Here is a 17,659-nt window from a genome sequence, read left to right as displayed (position 1 = left end):
AAACAACTTTTACCAAAATATTCTCCCTTGCAAGAAGGCTTTCGGATTTGTCTAAGATTTAAATCCTTTCGATAGGGAGATTCTGTGTAGTTTGCAGAATTTACGCATGGCCGCATGCACTTTTTTTGCTTGTTCTTCTGGCAGGCGTAGGGATTCAAGTTCTATAGAGGCCCTTGTTGGAAGTATTACAACGCTCCACGTCGGCTGTGAGGACAGTATGAGACAGTAGATGTGTTCCACTATGTCATGTGGTATAGCTGGGCCTGATTCTGTAGTTACTACAAATTTTTGAGTGTCTGGAGAAAGAAGGAGAGCTTGTAAAGTATGTAAAGTTATCTTGCATAATGTTTCTGCATGATTTCTCTTTATATTTACACGACATCTTCGATCTGGGTTTGTATAGGTGTACAATTGTTCTATTGAAGAGAGTAAAGGGAGTAGGGAATCTAGAGTTACTGTCGAAGTTTGGTTATTTTTTATTGTCAAAATACTGGACAGAGAGCTGGTCTGCTGTTCGGGACGAAGGGTGTACAAATCCCAGAGGCTTATGATAGCTTTTGTCGTAGGATGTTTAAGCTCTGTTTTAACAATTTTTTCGATCGTCAAGTACAAATCTACTTGTGACGAAGGGTTTTGCCTTCTAGGCAGGCATATGGAGTCCCCTATTTCACAACTTCGTATGAGAAAGGCTACAGAAATATTGTCGAATTTTTTTTGTCGCACAATCGCAGAGAAGTTTCGACTAGAAGGGAGTTGAAGGATTGCCGCAGAAAGTTTTTCCAGAGTTGTCTGGGATAAAAGAATGCTTAATTGAGCTTTTACAACCGTGGAGGAACACCACAGGAATTGTTTGGCTAGTAAACAGAGGGAGCAAACATGCTCCATTTCTTGTGGTTCTTCTGTTTCTTTAGGGCATCTTATAGAAAGAGTCGCTTTTTGAGTTCTAGCAATTTCTGATAGTAGAAATTTTATCGATTCAATATCTTCTGGATTAGAAGAGGATAGGAGCGTAGGAGTTTCCATTTCAACAAGCTTGGGAGGCTTTTGCTCCTCAGTTTGTTCAGAAATAAGCTTAACCCTAGATTTTTTTCTAGGAGGCTCTTCCGTAGGAGCTATTGGTTCTCGAGGTTCTAAGCTTATAGAACTTTGTTTTCGATGCATTATGTAGCCGCATCCTGCTTGAATAATTCCGTTTCGGCTAATAAAGTTTTGCAGGCTAGAAAATAGAAGGGAACGCTCTTCTGCGGGAAATCTTAGATCTTCTGAAGGTGCGTCCCAAATTTTGTTGGGAGTGATTTCTAATCTCCAAAAAGGATTAGTAGCGAGCAAAAGACTATAGATGTGCTCTACGATATGAAATCGTATAGCGGGCCACCCGAATTTAGTTTTAGAAAAGAGAGACAACCCTTCTTCAGAAGCTTTTAAGGCTTCTAGGGTAGCAAAAAGCACCTGAGCTAAAAAGCTCGTATGTGTGGCAGACATTCTGTGAATTACAGATGGTCGGCCTTCATGATAGTATCGTCTTTCGAGAACGGAGATTGCTCTAGAAAAGTTTTCTACGGAGAAAATATTAAGACTTCCGTCCTCATTTAAAATTAAAGTTGAAAGTGCGATAGCTTTCACTTTCGGAGAGCTGTCCCAAAGATGCTGTATCTGTTGCGTTAGAGGAAAAATCAAACCCTTAGAAACGACTCTCTTTACTCCCAAGAATATATTAAGGCTTGTTGAGGGATGAGCTTTCTTTGGCAGACAAACTTCATTGCCTAATTTATTATGAGCAATAATAAGAGCAAAATCCAGCCGGGTAAAAGACTTTAAATTCTTAAGGGGTGTAAGAGAATTATTTTCCACGAGCACGCACAGCGTTTGTATTAGAGCGGTCTTATCTATAAAATTAAGGAGTTCGCTGAGTTGCGATAATAGAATGTATTTTTTTTCCTTGACGATCTGTTGCGTCAGAAAGCAAAGAAGGCATTGGTGATCCTTGCCGCTCCCCTCAGGACATCTTATGGTAGCAGAAAGAGGACTTTCTCGAATTAGGAGAGCTGTGTCCAAAAGGAAGCTTATGGCTTGGGGATCTGGAGATTGGGTTGGTCGTCCTGGTTGTTGTTCAAGAAGAGATTCTTGAGTTTTCTTTCTTTTTTTCAGAGGGAGGTGTAATTCTAAGGGTTTAGATGTAGTAGGTTCTGAAAGTGTTGGTGTCTCCTCTAATATTGGAGGAGCTGTTGGTATTGGCATGGGCGGCTGAGTCCCGGAGCTGCTTCCCGAAGCTTCGCTAAGGTCTTGACAGCAAGTCAAGATTTTGTTGAGCTCCTCCTCGGAAAATATTCGGTTTTCTATAAGTAGGGTTTTCATGGCTATATTGGATACTACTAGGGCTGTCGCAATTGTTTGCAAGCTAAAGCCTGAATTAGCTAGCCGCATAATTTGACGCTGTAAGGAATCTGCTTGACCCACTTGCTGGGGAGGCTGCTGTAGAATAAGCTGTTGGATAAGGCTTAAATTGACTGCGGCGCGTTCTTCCAGAGAAACATACGGGGACTCTGAGCCAGGAGAAGAGGCCTCGGTAGATCGCGAGATGCTCATGGAATTCTTCCAAATTCTAAGGGCAGGAAACAGACGTTGCCAAAGGCAACTATGAGTCAGTAGATCCCTTTACAGAGAAGCAGTCGTTCATTGGTGTAATGGTGTCAAACGGTGCAGAGGATCTCCCGGATGAATTTCTGCAGGAAATTTACATTAATACCTAAAAATAGGGAAGCAATAAACATTGAGACAAAGTTTTGTTTTTCAAAAAAACTTACTGATAATTTTCTGCTCCCCTGAAAAAGATACGATGAGATGTACGCTAAGCTCAGTCCCCATTCTTTACCAGGGATGGAGTTATTATGAAGAAGCGTTGTACATACTTTGTCCCCTTAAAAAGAGGTTGTTCAAGTTTGTGAACCGCAATAAAGCCTGAGATAATATTGCTGTTTCGTCATCTGAAAAACTTAATTCTTCTGCAGGGCCTATGGAAGCTCGCGTCGCTACGACAGCTACCTTCCATGATGGGTTGGCGCAGAGGACCAGATTAAATAAATGCTCAACAATAGCCCAGGAAAAGGCTGGGCCTTTATCTGTAGGTAAGAGATGAGGAGCTCCCTGAGGGGAGTGCTTGAGGGCATACAGAGTAAAGAGTATTACACTAGATAGAAATGTTCTGTATCCTTGAGACATAGATAGTTGGTAGCGTTTGCTTCTTCCTTGATGAAAGTAGCGTTGCTCCACATTAGAAAACATAGGCTCCAGGGTGCCTGTATATACTAGCTGAGGTTCATTATCTTTCAAAATTAATATGCCTGAAGATTCCTCTTCATAGAAAGCATGTGCTATCGAAGGAGCTGTTCGCCAGGTTTCTAGAATAGTTTGTGTCAGTGGGTGGGATAATCCAGAAGAGATAACTTTTATTAATGAGTTATAAAAGGGGATTTGACCTGCTGGATTTTTTCTTCCTGGTAGACAAATCTCATTGCCAATATTACATTTGGCTATGATATGAGCTATTTCTAAGTGAGAGAAGTGGTGCCTAAAGGGAAGTTTTTCTATTTCGCCTATGAAGGGTAGGTTAAGAAGAGCTTCGGCCAAGGACTCCCTGGTTGTTGAGTCTAAAAGTATGGACAGCTGCTTTCTGACAAGGTAAGAGAGTGCAGGGAAAATTTTTCTTGTTAAAGAACATGTAGCGCACTCGTGTTTGTCTTCAGAAGGATCCATTTCAGGGCACTGTATGAGAGAGCGAGAAGGAGGCTTGCTGCTTATGGGATGCTCCCTTGCTATAGTTTCTAAAAGGAAAGTTAGAGGGGAGAGGCTTTGTTCATAAGTTTTGGTTTGTTCCTCTAAAAGATCCGTTTCTTTTATATCAATAACTAAAGGAGAAAGGGGTTCTACAAGAGCTACTTCTGATAGTTCCGGAGTCTGTATTTCTTCCGTATGGGGCTTAATAAATTCTTGTAAGATATGCTTTCTTTTTTTCAAAGGTAAGTGACTTTCATCAGGCTCCTGAGCAGAGAGGCTGGGGGTTAGCGTTTGGAAGGAGCTACAGCTTCCTGAAGACTCTAATAGGTCTCTACAGCTACTGAGAATTTCAGTGTATTGAGGAGCTGATAATGTTTGGTCGGTTTGTACTAAAATTCTCAAAGAAATATTAGAAATGGACAGGGCTTCTGAAATTGTTCTAAGACCAAAGCCCTGTCTTCTAATGGCGAACAATTGGTTATAGAGATATTGCGCGCTAATTGTTTGCGGAGTTCGCTGTAAAATCACATCTCTAATAGCTTTAAAGTTCGAAGTTATTCTTTCTTCTAAGGACACTTCTTGAGGAAAAGAGTGGGTAAGATGCGTTAATGTAGAATCTAGGGGTAGGCTCATATTTCTATCTTTTGGGGTTATTTATTTTTTTGAGGAACAGTGGGCCCATCCCCCAGGAACTCCCTTGGGATTGTTTTTAAGGATTAGATTGCGTAGTTCTCTAAATAGTTCTTCCCGTAGTTCTTCTGGAAGATCTAGGCCTTCTCTTGACGGTAGACTGGCTTTACAGGGGAAAATTTTTATTGTGTGAGCAGTCGTAGCGTTTAGAATTAAAGCAAGAATGCGAGCAACAATTTTAGAGGAACAAGTAAGGCCTTTAGTAGAAATAAAGAAATACTCTTTACAGGAAGGATCGTCCATCATAAGAGACAACGTGTAGGTAAGGGCCATGATGACAAAGTTGCTAAAGGATATGGAGGCAGGAACAGTCTTTCTGAGGGTGATTTCCCCTTTTACTCCCGCCTTTTTTTGATAGTATACTCTGTGTAGTGACGACAGTAAGGGAGAAAGAAGTTCTTTATTAAAGGCTTCAATAGAGCCTTTTTTGTTAATAATCTGTAGAGAGGATATATTTTCTGGATTTGGTACAGGGCCTGAGGCTTTTCTCCATAGGGAACGAATCTTTAAAGATAGAGAGTCTGTACCTTGGGTTGCTAAGAGGCTTGCTAGCGCCTTGTATATTTTTAGTTGAGAAAGTGGGGATACTTTGTCTTGTAAAAGGAGAGTTTCCCCTGACGGGCATAGCTCCAGAATGCACGCAAGCTCATAGTTGGATAAAATAGCCTCTTCCCTTTTAAACAAAGCGTCAGAAATGAAGGGGAGTAAGAGAAAGGCGTTTAAAAGTTCTTCTTTAGCTATTGCTTGAAAAAGCATTCTAAGCTGAAAAAGAAGCTCAAAATTTGATTTTTGTCTTTCAATGAAACTCTTTAGTAAAGGGCAATTAGGACAGGAGTTTTCGTTGTGCTGAGTCCCAGCAACCTTATGAGAACAAACAGCTGATACGGATTGAGGTGGTGTTGCTAGAGAAACAAGTTGCTCTAAGGAGAAAAACAACTCCTCTGACATCAGTTGAGGTTGCAAAGAAGAACTCTCTATACGTCTTTGAGAAGCCGTAGCTTGTAGCTGTAGAGGTGTTTGCGAGGTTAATTGATAAATTTTCCTTTTTTTCAAAGGGAGATGTTTTTCTTGGGATCCGAGCTCTTCGCGACGTCGTTTTATTTTCTCCGCAGCTTCTCGTACGACACTTTGGCATATTTGGCGGAGATATTTTAATTGCTCATCAGAAAATGGTGCGCCTTCCTTGAGTTGTTGGTTCAAAGAAATTTGAAGTTTTTCACATGCTTGGAAGAGCACTGCCTGGCTAAATCCTTCCCTATGTAGCTGCATTACTTGGAATGTAAGTTGTGTTCTTCGAGAGGAAAGAGAAATAGATGGCAACATTGAAGCGGAAGATTCTGTTACAACCTCTTTTGAGGTGGAAGGGACTTCTTGCGAGCTTCTCTCAGGACCTTTAGTTAAGGATGCGCGCAAAGATTCTAGAGCGAGCATAGCTCTGGCTGAATGAGACAAGGTAGAAGTGCGTAGGCTAGAAGTTTCTTCGTCACTATCAGACTCTTCGGATGATGAGGAGATGATAATGGGATCCTCTTTAGAATCGGACGATTGTGGGGATAGCGGTGGAGTTTGTGTTGGGGAGTTAGAACTACCTATAGGAGAAGACATTTATTTAACAGTAATTAAGTTTATCAGTTTTTTCCTGTATTTTTAATTTTAAAAATTGGAGCTCCCTTGGAGAGAGATGCTATTCTTTTTTGCGAAGTTTTTCAGAGCTGCGTATAAAAGTTCGGTTTCAGCTTCACTTAGCGCAGATCGATGAGGATGGTGACCAGAGCTTGCTCTGCAGGGACTGACGAAAATTTGCCATTTGGAGCTAGAAAGGAGTATTAGAACAAAGATCCTCTCTATCAGTGCATTGTCGGGTAGAGGTCCTTCAGGAGTATTTTTAAACAGGAATGAGTATGCCTGCGAGCTTTGGAGAGCTTGAACAGTTCTTATAGCAATTTTAGCAACGAACTCAGAGAAAGTTCGTGTCATTTTTAATTTTCTATAGGAGGTAAAGTTTTGGTCTCTTGTTGTGTAGAAGTAAGAGCGAGTGACTGCAGGGACTTCTTTCGCTAAAGAGCGAAAGTCATGTTTTTGTAAGGTCAAAGACTTATCGTTTGTGACAACAGTTATAGAAGCTGTAGGGTCCAGAGTCTGGGATTCTTTTTTCCATACGTTCAAGACTGCTTGTACAAAAGGAGACGGCATCCCAGAAGAAAGCACGCTTTCCAATGTTCTATAGAATTTTGCTAAGAGTCTGGGGTTTTCCTGCTTTGGTAAACAAATTGCATCGGAGATGTCGCAGGAATCTATGAGTATGGCTAACTGATGATTCAATAATACGGAGCCTTCTAAAACTTTCTGGAGAATAGATTCGGATCCACAGAGGCTTTCTGCTAATTTTCTCGCAGTTGTGTGTTGAAGTAAAATAGCTAGCTGCCAGATGGAAGCCTCCATAAAGGGGGCCTTAAGATTTTCTAGAAGGGTTTGCAGCGGTAAGCACATGGCGCAAGACTCTTCAGAGTGTCCTCCAGGGCAAGAGAATTGCATAACGGGGATGTTTGTCATGGAGTTCATTTGAATTGTCGTAAGAAGGGCCTCTAGAGCTTCCAAAGAACACGTAACTTTAGGCGTTGTCTCTGGAAGAGGCGGCGTTTCTGGAGCAGCTAAAGCTCCCCATCTAAGTTTTTGTTTTTTCAAAGGAAGGTGTCTTTGCTGTTGAAGTAAAGTAGTATCTTCTGAACTGGGTTGACCTTTCCCTTCCGTATCTTTGCGCGATGATGCAGCTAGTTCTTTTTCTTGAGAAGATCTCTCCTCTAGAGAGGTCAGAGATGTTTTTATTAATGCAAGTTCTTGATCGTTCAGAGCTCTGTTTGCTAGAAGAGAATCTTCTAAGGAGATATTGCATGCGAGCAGGGCTTGAGCAATTTCGGCACAAGTTTTTGATAATCCTATTGCGAGAGATTTTATTTGTTCTGATGCAGCTTTTACAGTCAAAACATTGAAACTCCTTAGTATCGGAGATTGTGTCAGAATGGTGGATTCTTTTCTTTTTAGTGAAAATGCCATTAAGTCTTCTAATAGCAATATAGTTTGCAGGAGGTAGTTGCTAGTAGATCCTGTTAGGGGCTCTCGTTGGTAAGGTTCCTGAGAAGATGAGTGAGGCAGAGGGGATGGAGACCGACTCCCTACTGGAGAAGACATATTTTTTGCGCTCTATTTGTATAATTTGCGCATAATTTATTGTTGTGTTTGATTTTGTTTCAATTTAATTGATTTTTTTACTTTTTTATAAAATTTTGTTGTTAATTATTTTTTTTATGGTTTTGAGTTTTATTTTTTGAGAGCCCTTCACGAGGTTTCATTTTTAGGGCCTTAAAATTTTATAAAAGTCACCCCTTTCCAGTTTGCCAGGAGAGTGTCGTGTTCGTAAATCGCGAAACTATTTCGCAGTAGACAATAATAAACTTTTAATATTGTTCTTTTTCGTGAAGGTATAAAGTTCCCTGCTTAAAATTTGTGTTTCTTCGTCTTTGAAGCCTATTAGTTCTTTTAAAGTAACATTAGCTTTACTAGCAAGTATTTGAAATTTACATTTTGAGCTTGAAGAAAGAAGAATGAGGCAACACACTAGCATGAACATTTCTGTATGAGGGACAAGATTTTTATCTTTATCTTGCAGAAATAGTTGGCAAGATTCTGGCAGATAGCGAAGAAGGTCTAACGTTTTGATCGTTGCACAGAATAAAGAGTCAATGAAAGGAACAGAAAGGGGTCTATACGTGTAGTAAGTATTGCCTTTTGCAATGAATGGATAGGCTCGAAATAGCCGCGGAAAACTAACGACAAATTCTTCTTGAAGAAGAAGTTTAGTATTTTGGCAATAAGCATCAAAAGTTAGGCGGATTGATAAGTTTTTAAGAGCTCCCTCCGCATTTGGGGCTGTTTTCCAAACTTTTCTAATTAGCGAAATAGTGTGATGGTTAATTCCTAGATGAATAACTTTTTGTAAGAAAAAATATATGATTCCCTGAGTTTTAGGATTTTCTGTTTTTGGAAGGCATATTGATTCTGGAGCGTTGCATTTGTAGAGAAGAAGAGCAAGTAAAGAGTCTGATAAATATTGAGTGTTGAGAATAGCAGCAGTTGCTTCTGGTGTACTCAAAATAGCAGAAGCCAAGATCTCTTTGTCCACGTGATTCATTAGAGTTTGTAGTTGCCATTTTAATGTCTCTGCGCTTTCTGAGGGAACAATATCTCCAAGTAATTTTTGGAACGGGTAGCATCGTATGCAGTCTGGAGAGGAGTGGTTATGTTCTGGAAAGCTTGAAGAAAGCCAGGGCTTTTTCTTCTCCGTCATATCTAGGATGTCTATGAAGGCTTGTAAAGAATAATTGGGTTTAGGTTGAAGAGACTCAGTCGCCGCAAAAATTTCTTCCAAAATTTTGCTAGTTTTTATTGTTGGTAGGGATTCTTCTGAAAAAGCTTGAGTGTAAGTTCGTTTTTTTATTGGGAAAACAGTTCCTGGGGTTGTTTTTTTGGGTTCTTTAGGAATTGGAGCGGGAGGTTCGATTCGTTCTGATTCTACGTAAGTCGTAGAAGAGCCGCTTCCTCCGGATTCTGAAATATCTCTCAAGGTTGATGTGATAGCAGAGATTTCTTGTTGAGTTAGCTCTTGGTTGTCTTTTATTTTCTGTTCCAGATGTAGGTTGCATGCAACCATGGCTGTTGCAACTCCCGTAAGGCTGGAAGAGGTTTCTCGAGCAATTCTTTGCACAAGTTCCGCGTTGAACTTGAGGATCTCTAAGTGACGAAGCTTCTCCGTAATCACTGGTGAAGAGGTTTTTTGGGGGTCTGAAAGAAAAGTTTGAAGATCTTGTAGCAAAAGAAGCGTCCTAGAGACCATTTCTGTTATGGAGGATGGCTGCTCTGATTGCTTGCTAATTTTTTCTGGAGAAACACCCTCTTCGCTTGGAGAGGAGGGAGATCCTCCACCGATAGGAGAGGACATGGCTCCCTCCTAAGTTGATCAACAAGACTCCGGTATTCTAGATTGAGTGAGATTTTCTAAACACAAAAATCCAAAAAGAGTCTCGTGTGTAGAGTAAGTTCTGTATCGAACCATTTTTTGGGGAAAAGGTCTATAACTCTAGTTTAAAAACTAAAATCATTTAAAAATAATACCTACTGACCGCACGCATACTGCTTCTCGAAGAGAAGCTGGATATAGCATTATGTAATAAATTTCTCGTCTCTTGATCGAATTCCAGCTTTTCTTTTTGATCAATACTAGCTTTGCATAGAAGTATGCGAAGAGACCAGGATTTGTTAGAGCAAAGAATAAGAGAAAGTATTTGCGTCAACAAATTAAGGGAGGGAAGAAGTTCACCTTCAGGAGTTGTTGTCAGTAAGTGGTGATGTTCAGCAGAAGCCATAATGGATTGAGTTGTTTTGAATATGAATGAGGATAAAAATAAAGCAAGTGTTGGAACCATACTTTTATAAAGATCCATGAGTTTCCCTGTTCTTGGATCTATAGATCGGACCGCTCGTTGAATGTTCGGGATTAAGTTGGCAAAATCCTGCAATGAAAGTTCCTCGGTTGTTCCCGTGTTTGTGTTGAAGATTTTTATGGTTTCGACCCTTTCGTGAGAAGTAGAGCCCTTCTCCCATAGTTGTAGCATTGATGATACGAAGGGGTTAGATAATCCCTCAGAGGTGAATTGGTTCATGTAGAAATATAAGATTGCTTGCGTTTTGGGATTGTCTGTGTTTTCCAGACAAATTTCTTCGCCTATGTCGCATTCTAGAAGTACTAAAGCCAAAGCATGGTTGGGAAGGTAACGGGCGTTTAGCATGATTTTTAGTAGCTCCTTGCGTTTAAACAGGGCGCTGGCTAGTTTTTCTATCGAAGTACAGGATAGTAACACTCCAAGTTGTCTCTCTAGGAGCGCAAGCTGAGAGCTGTCCGAGCGTATGACGGAAAAGAAGTGGCGTATAGGCAAACATAATTCGCAGATGGAAGCAGAGGAATGTTCCCCGCATGAAAAATTACCGTAATGTGTTTTTCCGAGTCTGATAAGTTTTAAGAACATTTTTATAGATTCTAGTGGGCATTCTTCTGGATGATTTTTTTGATAGGGGGTTAGCGTTGATTCTGTGCTGTGTTTTCGTTTTTTCAATGGCAGACGTGTTTGAGGAGCTTCTTCAGATGAGTCTCTTCTGACTGCAGAGGAACTGCTGCCAGCTTCTCTAAGGTCTAATAAGGTCGATTTTAGCAGAGATAATTCCGTACTTGTGAATGCCAGTTCGCAGGAAAGTTTATCTTGTAAGGAAACATTGAGTGCTATTAGAGCCTTGGCTACGTCCATGCAATTTTTTGTGGTGTTTTGCATAACTCCCTGTATCTGTTGAGAGGCAATTTTCACTGTTTGAATATTATACTTATCCAACGGAGCAAGGGGGACTACTGTTGAAGGTTCGGAAGAGTTTTTCAATTCTATGTGAAAAATAAGCAAGCTTTGCAACAGAGAAAAGGTTTCCACGACCCTTTTCTCTATGGAGGCCGCTGGAGTTTGTTTTTCTTCCTTTTGTGCTTCTTCGGAAGTAGATGGTTGAGGCGATGAGCTGGGAGAATGAGAACCTACAGGAGAAGACATAGTCTCTAAAGGGCTAGGGGTTTTAATAAAAAGGAATTTTCTGTCTGTATGGGACTACAAGTGTTTGAATATCAAAACTCGTTGCTTCCTTTCAGCTTAATTTTCTGATTCTTAATGAATAGCATTAAAGCTTCGTTGATTTTTTTTGTAGTTTCTTCATCAAACTCTAGATGATCCAACAATCTTACGCTTGCTTTGCATGGGAGAGGTCGAGCTTTCCATTTGAGGCTAGACCCTAAAATAAGGGCACAAATTTTTATCAGTAAGTCAAACGAAGGTAGCGCATCTCCATGGGCTGTTTTCTGGAGCAAATGTTTATAGTTAGAGCTTTCCTTAATAATTTGTACGGTTTTAAACGCTACAGATGCTAAAAAGAGAGAAAAGGTTGCGGACATCTCTCTTTTTGAAAGGCTGGATTCTCCTGTTTTATTTATGCTTATATAGGTTCTGACTATCTTAGGTATCCTATCTGCAAAAGAATGCAAATCTAGAGTCTGTCTCTTGCTATCTTCTGAAATGATGTCTAGAGTTTCTAAACGATCCAACGACTTTGTAGAGGCGCTCCATAATTCTAACGTCGATTGAATGAAGGTACTGTTTAGCCCCGATTGTATAAGCGAAGCCATATGAGTGTAAAGAATCAAATGTTGTTTAGGGTTGGGTATTCCCGGAATACAAATAGAATCGCTCATGTCACTTTTTTCAAGAAGAAGAGCTAGTTGATGGTTTCGAAAATATCTTTTCTCTAGCATGGAGTTCAAGAGCTCTTTACTAGAGAAAATAGCTTGAGACACCCTCTCTATGCTGGAGTGCTCTACTAGGACGGCCAGTTGTCTTTTTAGCATTAACTCTGTTTCAGTTTCCTCTGGAGAAGAAACTAGAGGGGGCTGGCAAATCACACATTCGTCAACTTTGTGCTTTCGACAGACTTGGTAGCAAAATACTTTTGAACATTGCTCATGAGCGCCGGTCACAAATAGTCGAACAGCTTCTAAAGAACACAGAGCTTCCTCTGGAGCTTTTGGAGAAGCTTCGGCTATTTCTGGCGTTTGAGGAGATGATAGGGGCCATAGAATTTTCCTTTTCTTTAGCGGGAGCCTTTTTTGTTCTTCAGATTCGCTTCTTTCATCAGGCCTCTGTCTTTTCGTGGGGAGTTGAGCAGTTTTGATGGCTGTCTTAATCAAGGATAGCTCTTCTTGAGATAAGGATTTATTACCTTGCAGAATTTCTTCTAAGGAAATTTCACAGGCAAGAAGCGCTTCAGCCACCCTGCTTTGCGAGGAGCTAGTTTCCTGTATTAGGGAGAGTAGTTGTTCAGAAAGTGTTTCTATAGATCTTAAGCTGTATAAGCTTAGTAACTGCTCTTCACCAGATTGTGTTGCAGAAGAGCTTGTCCCTCCAGCGGAAAAACGAAGGAGATCGTGGAGTAGTGAAGATATTTTCTGGAGCTTCGATTTTTGCTCTTCTTCAGAGCTTGTTAAGGGTTCTGAAGAAAGGCTTGGGGAAAGATGAGGAGATCCTATAGGTGAAGTCATAAATTTTATTCTGGTTAATAAATAGAACAGGTTTTGGAATTTTTTATTTCAGTGTAACCTACTTTCTATGGTTAAGTTTTTGTCTTAACCAGGGTTTACGAGGGAAGCTCGCTGCCGTTTAAATTAATATTGTTGGTCATCGCAAACTGCAGTAGTGCTTGGAAAAGTTCTTTAGTGTTTTCTTCATCAAAATGTAGGTAATCTCTTGTTTTGACACTAACTTTGCAAGGGAGAATTCGCACTTTATATTTGGGACTGGAACACAGTATTAAAGCACATATACGCATAACTAAGTTCATAGAAACAACCTTTTCTCCGGAAGGCGAAGATGTCAATAAGTGGTGGTATTTTGAGTTCTTTAAGATAACATCTATTGTTCCAAAAGTGACGCGGGCTAAAAATTTAGCAAAAGAATGAGTCATGGGCTTGTCAGCAAATATAGGTGTACCGCGTCTTTTGTCTATAGAAGGGTAGGATCTTTGTACATCAGGAATTGATTTGGCAAAGTTTTCAAGAGTAACAGAATAACGAATACTGTTTTCCATCACCTGAAGAGATTCCGGATATCCAGAGTGTCTAGTTTGTAGCCAGATTTCTTTAATATTTTGGACGAAAGTAGAATCGGCTCCCCCGTTAATTACTGAATGTATCGAAAGATAGATGGAAGCTTGTGTTGCTGGGCTTGGTAGTCTAGGTGAATTAATCTCAGCCCCGATATTACATGCTTTAATGATCAGCGCAAGTTGGTAGTTACGCAGGTAATGAGCTTGTTTAATTGCTTCAGAAAGCATGGGGTTTGAATAGAGACAAGAGGCTAAAGAAACTCTATCCGTGTATTTTAGTAAGGAAAAGATTTGTCTTCTCAGGAAGAGTTCCTTTTCACTTTTTAGTGGGGTCATCAAGTGTCGTATAGGTCGACAAGTAGGACATGAGGCACCTTCGTGTCGATGGCAAGAAAAATCTGAGAGCCCCCATCCCTTATGGGCAGCAATCATATCTACAAAAGCAAGCATAGAATCTAAGGGGATCTCTTCTTGAAGAGAAGGCTGCTCTTTTACTAGAGAACTTGTGTGAACTATTACTGAGCATGTTCGAGAAGAGGAAGGAGCGTCCTCGGTTTTTTGTGCAGAAGAGGTCTCTTTTGAAGATAGCTCTGGAGCAGAAAGCTCTTCAATAGGTGAGGGATGGGAGGATTCTTCTTCAAAATATTTTCGTTTTTTCAGAGGTAAGGAGCTTTGAGGAGTCGATTCGGGAGCTTTGCGTTTTTCTGGAGAAAAAGTTTGTGGAGCCTCTTTTCCTGTCTCATGGGAGAAGGTGAGAGGTGTTTTTTTCTGCAGTAAGCTTCTCAGTTCCTCGGAAGAAGAAGCTGCTTGGGAGGATCCACTTTCAGAGAAATCTCTCAGAGTAGATTTTATAGATAGAAGCTCTTGAGTTGACAATAGCTGGCAGCGCTGTAGGCGAGACTCCAGCTGGATATTAAGGCTTATCATAGCCTGAGCTATTTGAAGACAGTTTCGCGTAGTCTCTGCCATGACAGCGCTTAATTGGGAAGAGACGGCGTTTAAAACAACCAGATCATATTTTTCTAGTAAGGCAGAAGAAGATCTTTCTAAAGAAAAAAGGTACAAGTCTTGTAGAAGGTTGAATGTTTCTATAGTTTGTTGCCTTAGAGAGTCTGAAGGAGGATTTGTTGGCGCTGGCTGTGTAGGTGATAAGGGAGAGGGGCTTCTGCTGCTTAAAGGTGAGGGCATATAACTATTATTTTGAATTTTAAAACAACAATAATCTGTTTTGTGTTATTTAGTTTTCAATATTAATTAATTTTTATTGTTTTGTTTGTAAAATCAATCTTTTTTTTGAAAGGCGGAGCTTCCGGACATAGAAATACTGTTTTTTTGAGCAAACTCTAGAAACTCTTCGTGAAGAAGTTTGGTGATTTCTTTTTTAAAACATAGTTGATGTCGAGCTCTTACACTAGCTTTGCAAGGGATAAGTCGAATTTCCCATTTAGTATTGGAGCACAGAATAAGGCTGCAAACGCGCATTAAGAGATCCTTAGAAGGAACAAGTTTTCCTGAAGGAGTCTTTATCAATAAGTGCGCATGATCTTTCGATTCCATTATGGCTTGAACTGTAGCAAAGCTTGCGTTGGCCAAAAAGCATGCAAAAGATGTGGAGAAAGCTTTCTTGGAAACGTTACTGGATTTGACCTCTCCCTCTGTGGAGGAATATATACGTTGCAGTCTGGGAAGAAGTGCGATAAAAAGATTTTTCGTTAAAGCTTGTTTTAGAGTTCCTTCTGCATTAAGAGCGACTGTGAGGTTGTCCAGGGGCTTCGATAGCTTAGTTGTTCGCCATAAAGCTCTTATCGATTGGGTGAATGGAGCCTCGGGGCCTGCGGAGATAAGTTCTTCCATCAAGGAGTATATTTGGGCCTGTGTCCTTGGATTTGGTTGGTTAGGGGAGCAAATACTATCTCCAATATCACATTCTTCAAGAATTAGAGCTAGTTTATGATTGCGGAAGTACTCTCCATTCAAGAGTATTTGTTGCAGACTTTGATTGGAGGCTAAACAAGAAGCTAATCTGTCTAAAGAGGTGTGTTCCAGTAAAGTTTGGAGTTGACTTTTCAGTTGAGGTAGCTCTGTTTTTAGCGGGCTTAGCATAAAGTGAAAGGGGGTGCAGAAGGGGCAATGTGGTGAAGAATGATTCGGGCATTCAAAGTGCTGAAAATTAAGGGGTTTATTCTGTTGTACCAGCGTTAATAGGGCTTTGATGCTTTCGATGGGACATTGTGGAGAGGTTGCTTGGAGCGCTGACACGATAGTAGGTGCTGCTTGAGGAGTTAATGCTGGTAAAGGTTGGACAGAATAAAATAATGCGGGGTCATATTTTCGTTTTTTTAACGGAAGAGAACTACTAGTTTGTTCTTCCCTATCCTTTCGTTTTGAAGAGGATCCTCCACTTTCTTGTAAGTCTAATAACGTAGATTTTAATGAACTTAATTCCGTAGTAGTTAAAAGTTGGCAAGATTCCAGGCGGTTTTCTAAGGAAATATTGTTCAATATGATGGCTTTAGCTACAAGAGAACAACTCTCGGCTGTCTCAGTTACAAGGCGAGAGATTTGTTTGCCAAGAGCTTCGATAACTATAGGATCATGCTGCTCTATTAAATGAGATTGTAGTGAGGGTAGCTCAACTTTTCCTACTCGACTTATTTCCGCTGAGCAGTCTATTAATTCTTTTAATAGTAAGAAGGTTTTGGATATCCGATCTTCGATTGAAAGAGAGCTAGAAGCCTCTTCTGTTGTTGCTTTAGAAGGAGAGAGAGGGGAGGAAGGTTGAGGGGCTTGACTTCTTCTTAGTGGACTTGTCATGTTTTTTGTTGTGCTTCCTGTTTGTATTGTTAGAGAGTTAGTTGAACCGTTTAGCCAAAGAGCTGCTTCCACTCATTGTAATTTCATTTCTAGAAGCAAATATTGAAAAATCTTCGTCTATCATTTCAGCTTCCATGTCTAAGAAGTGAAGATAATCTCTACTTTTTATACTGGCTTTGCAGGGTAGAGTTTTAATTTTCCATTTTAAGTTAGAGCTGAGGATGAGGCAGCAAATGTGTTGTAGTAGGTTCTTAGAGGGTACAAGCTCTTTTGAAGGTGTCTCCGTCAATAAATAGTGAAAGCGTCTGTTTTGTATAATACCCTGCACTGTAAGAAAGGTAGCTTTGGCTAAAAATCTCCCAAAAGATTCAGAATAAATATTATCGGAGTAGTTTTTAGACTTTCTTCCTTTGGAGACAAAGAAATAAGATCGAGTTAGCCTAGGTAGGCTGTCCATAAATTGTTTCCTGGATAATTCTTCTAAAGAAGAGCCTGTTTCATCGGAAGCTATCGATAAGCTCTCTTCTTGATTTAAAAGTATTTCTGTTCTCCAAATAGCTCGAATTGCTTGGGTAAAGGGAGCTTCGGGCCCAGCGATGATTATTTTTTCCATGTCCTCATATATTTCTGCTTGAGTTTTAGGATTAGGCAGATTCGGAGAACAGATATCATCGCCTATGTCACATTCCTTTAGAATTAATGCTAGATGATGATTGGAGAGGGGCTTTGCTTCCAGTACCCCTTGTAAAAGCATCTTGTGCTTATAAAAACATTTCGCAACAAGATCTTTTGATGTGTATTTTAAAAGTTCACAAAGTTGCCCTCTTAGTTGTAGTTCTTCTGCAGATTTCACAGCTTTTGTCAGACAGGAGAGATGTTCGCAATGAGCACAAGAATCGGGAGAATGTTTAGGACAAACAAAACCTCCCCATCCTTCATTCCTTTCAATAATACCTAGTAGTATCTGGATAGTTTCTTCAGAGCAATTCAACGTGGAGGGTTTTATTTTAGCTAGGAAGGAGCTTTCTAATGTTTCTTCGAAGGTTATGTGTGCATAAAAGCGTTTTTTCACGGGCAGTTTGGAGGCCTCAAATTCTGCTTTCCGTTTTTTAGAAAACATTGTTGCTCTAGCTTCGTTTAGTTCCTCCACAATCAAAGAAATTTCTTGTCTAGTTAAAAGGTGACTTTGTTGTAGTCGATTTTCTAAGTTAATGCCCTGAGTTACTATAGATCGAGCAATTTGGAAACAGTTTTGTGCGGTTTTTTGGATGATTAGAGCTAGATGTTTTGCTGTAGCATCCAAAACGACAATATCAAATTTACTTTCCAAAGAAGCAATTAATCCCGATCGAGACGAGGATTCAGATTCTGCTGCTATAGATAAGTCTAGGATTTGTTTTAATAATTCGAATGTTTTTAGAACTTTTTCTTCTGTTGATGCTTCTCTGGTTGCTTGAGAAGATGTCGAGGTTGTTGGATCTGAGTAAGATGTTGAGGGAGTGGGATTGCTAAAAGGATCGGGACTTCCTATGGGTGAGGACATTAGGTCTTTTCTTTAACGTTTCTTTAATAAACAAGGAAACGTTATCTGGGATAGATGTCTTTTGTTTCAATTTAATTTAATTTTTTAATTTTTTAT

Annotated in this window: 10 protein-coding genes; all 10 read right to left on the bottom strand. The window is 40.1% G+C overall.

From position 1 onward, the window contains the following. Window positions 1-51: 51 nt before the first annotated feature. Window positions 52-2,586 carry a hypothetical protein gene (locus tag KJA58_RS02525; RefSeq protein ID WP_213357888.1) on the bottom strand — a complete coding sequence of 845 codons (2,535 nt, stop codon included), beginning with the start codon at window positions 2,584-2,586 and terminating at the stop codon, window positions 52-54. 300 nt (window positions 2,587-2,886) lie between these two features. Continuing rightward, window positions 2,887-4,407 carry a hypothetical protein gene (locus tag KJA58_RS02520; protein ID WP_213357887.1) on the bottom strand — a complete coding sequence of 507 codons (1,521 nt, stop codon included), beginning with the start codon at window positions 4,405-4,407 and terminating at the stop codon, window positions 2,887-2,889. Window positions 4,408-4,428: 21 nt separating this feature from the next. After that, on the bottom strand, window positions 4,429-6,069 hold the full coding sequence (locus tag KJA58_RS02515; RefSeq protein WP_213357886.1) for a hypothetical protein: 1,641 nt from the start codon (window positions 6,067-6,069) through the stop codon (window positions 4,429-4,431). A 48-nt stretch (window positions 6,070-6,117) separates the two neighbouring features. Further along, window positions 6,118-7,653: a hypothetical protein gene (locus KJA58_RS02510; protein ID WP_213357885.1), complete on the bottom strand. Its 1,536-nt coding sequence runs from the start codon at window positions 7,651-7,653 to the stop codon at window positions 6,118-6,120. 238 nt (window positions 7,654-7,891) lie between these two features. Further along, complete coding sequence (locus KJA58_RS02505) at window positions 7,892-9,460, bottom strand: hypothetical protein (RefSeq protein ID WP_213357884.1); 1,569 nt, start codon at window positions 9,458-9,460, stop codon at window positions 7,892-7,894. A 160-nt stretch (window positions 9,461-9,620) separates the two neighbouring features. After that, complete coding sequence (locus tag KJA58_RS02500; protein ID WP_213357883.1) at window positions 9,621-11,108, bottom strand: hypothetical protein; 1,488 nt, start codon at window positions 11,106-11,108, stop codon at window positions 9,621-9,623. 71 nt (window positions 11,109-11,179) lie between these two features. Continuing rightward, on the bottom strand, window positions 11,180-12,643 hold the full coding sequence (locus KJA58_RS02495) for a hypothetical protein (protein ID WP_213357882.1): 1,464 nt from the start codon (window positions 12,641-12,643) through the stop codon (window positions 11,180-11,182). A 95-nt stretch (window positions 12,644-12,738) separates the two neighbouring features. Next, a complete protein-coding gene (locus KJA58_RS02490) occupies window positions 12,739-14,394 on the bottom strand; it encodes a hypothetical protein (protein ID WP_213357881.1) in 1,656 nt (551 codons plus the stop codon). 93 nt (window positions 14,395-14,487) lie between these two features. Continuing rightward, window positions 14,488-16,020, bottom strand: coding sequence for a hypothetical protein (locus tag KJA58_RS02485; RefSeq protein ID WP_213357880.1), 1,533 nt, complete (start codon window positions 16,018-16,020; stop codon window positions 14,488-14,490). A gap of 37 nt (window positions 16,021-16,057) precedes the next feature. After that, a complete protein-coding gene (locus KJA58_RS02480) occupies window positions 16,058-17,563 on the bottom strand; it encodes a hypothetical protein (protein ID WP_213357879.1) in 1,506 nt (501 codons plus the stop codon). Window positions 17,564-17,659 lie beyond the last annotated feature (96 nt).

Source organism: Chlamydiifrater phoenicopteri (genome assembly GCF_902807005.1).
GTDB classification, from domain to species: Bacteria; Chlamydiota; Chlamydiia; order Chlamydiales; family Chlamydiaceae; genus Chlamydiifrater; species Chlamydiifrater phoenicopteri.
The sequence above is the reverse complement of the archived record's forward strand: the minus strand, read 5'-3'. Positions and strand labels throughout refer to the sequence as shown.

Excerpts from the sequence above, each read along its gene's own strand:
- KJA58_RS02525 (WP_213357888.1), bottom strand. The coding sequence starts at position 2,586 with ATGAGCATCTCGCGATCTACCGAGGCCTCTTCTCCTGGCTCAGAGTCC.
- KJA58_RS02520 (WP_213357887.1), bottom strand. The coding sequence starts at position 4,407 with ATGAGCCTACCCCTAGATTCTACATTAACGCATCTTACCCACTCTTTT.
- KJA58_RS02515 (WP_213357886.1), bottom strand. The coding sequence starts at position 6,069 with ATGTCTTCTCCTATAGGTAGTTCTAACTCCCCAACACAAACTCCACCG.
- KJA58_RS02510 (WP_213357885.1), bottom strand. The coding sequence starts at position 7,653 with ATGTCTTCTCCAGTAGGGAGTCGGTCTCCATCCCCTCTGCCTCACTCA.
- KJA58_RS02505 (WP_213357884.1), bottom strand. The coding sequence starts at position 9,460 with ATGTCCTCTCCTATCGGTGGAGGATCTCCCTCCTCTCCAAGCGAAGAG.
- KJA58_RS02500 (WP_213357883.1), bottom strand. The coding sequence starts at position 11,108 with ATGTCTTCTCCTGTAGGTTCTCATTCTCCCAGCTCATCGCCTCAACCA.
- KJA58_RS02495 (WP_213357882.1), bottom strand. The coding sequence starts at position 12,643 with ATGACTTCACCTATAGGATCTCCTCATCTTTCCCCAAGCCTTTCTTCA.
- KJA58_RS02490 (WP_213357881.1), bottom strand. The coding sequence starts at position 14,394 with ATGCCCTCACCTTTAAGCAGCAGAAGCCCCTCTCCCTTATCACCTACA.
- KJA58_RS02485 (WP_213357880.1), bottom strand. The coding sequence starts at position 16,020 with ATGACAAGTCCACTAAGAAGAAGTCAAGCCCCTCAACCTTCCTCCCCT.
- KJA58_RS02480 (WP_213357879.1), bottom strand. The coding sequence starts at position 17,563 with ATGTCCTCACCCATAGGAAGTCCCGATCCTTTTAGCAATCCCACTCCC.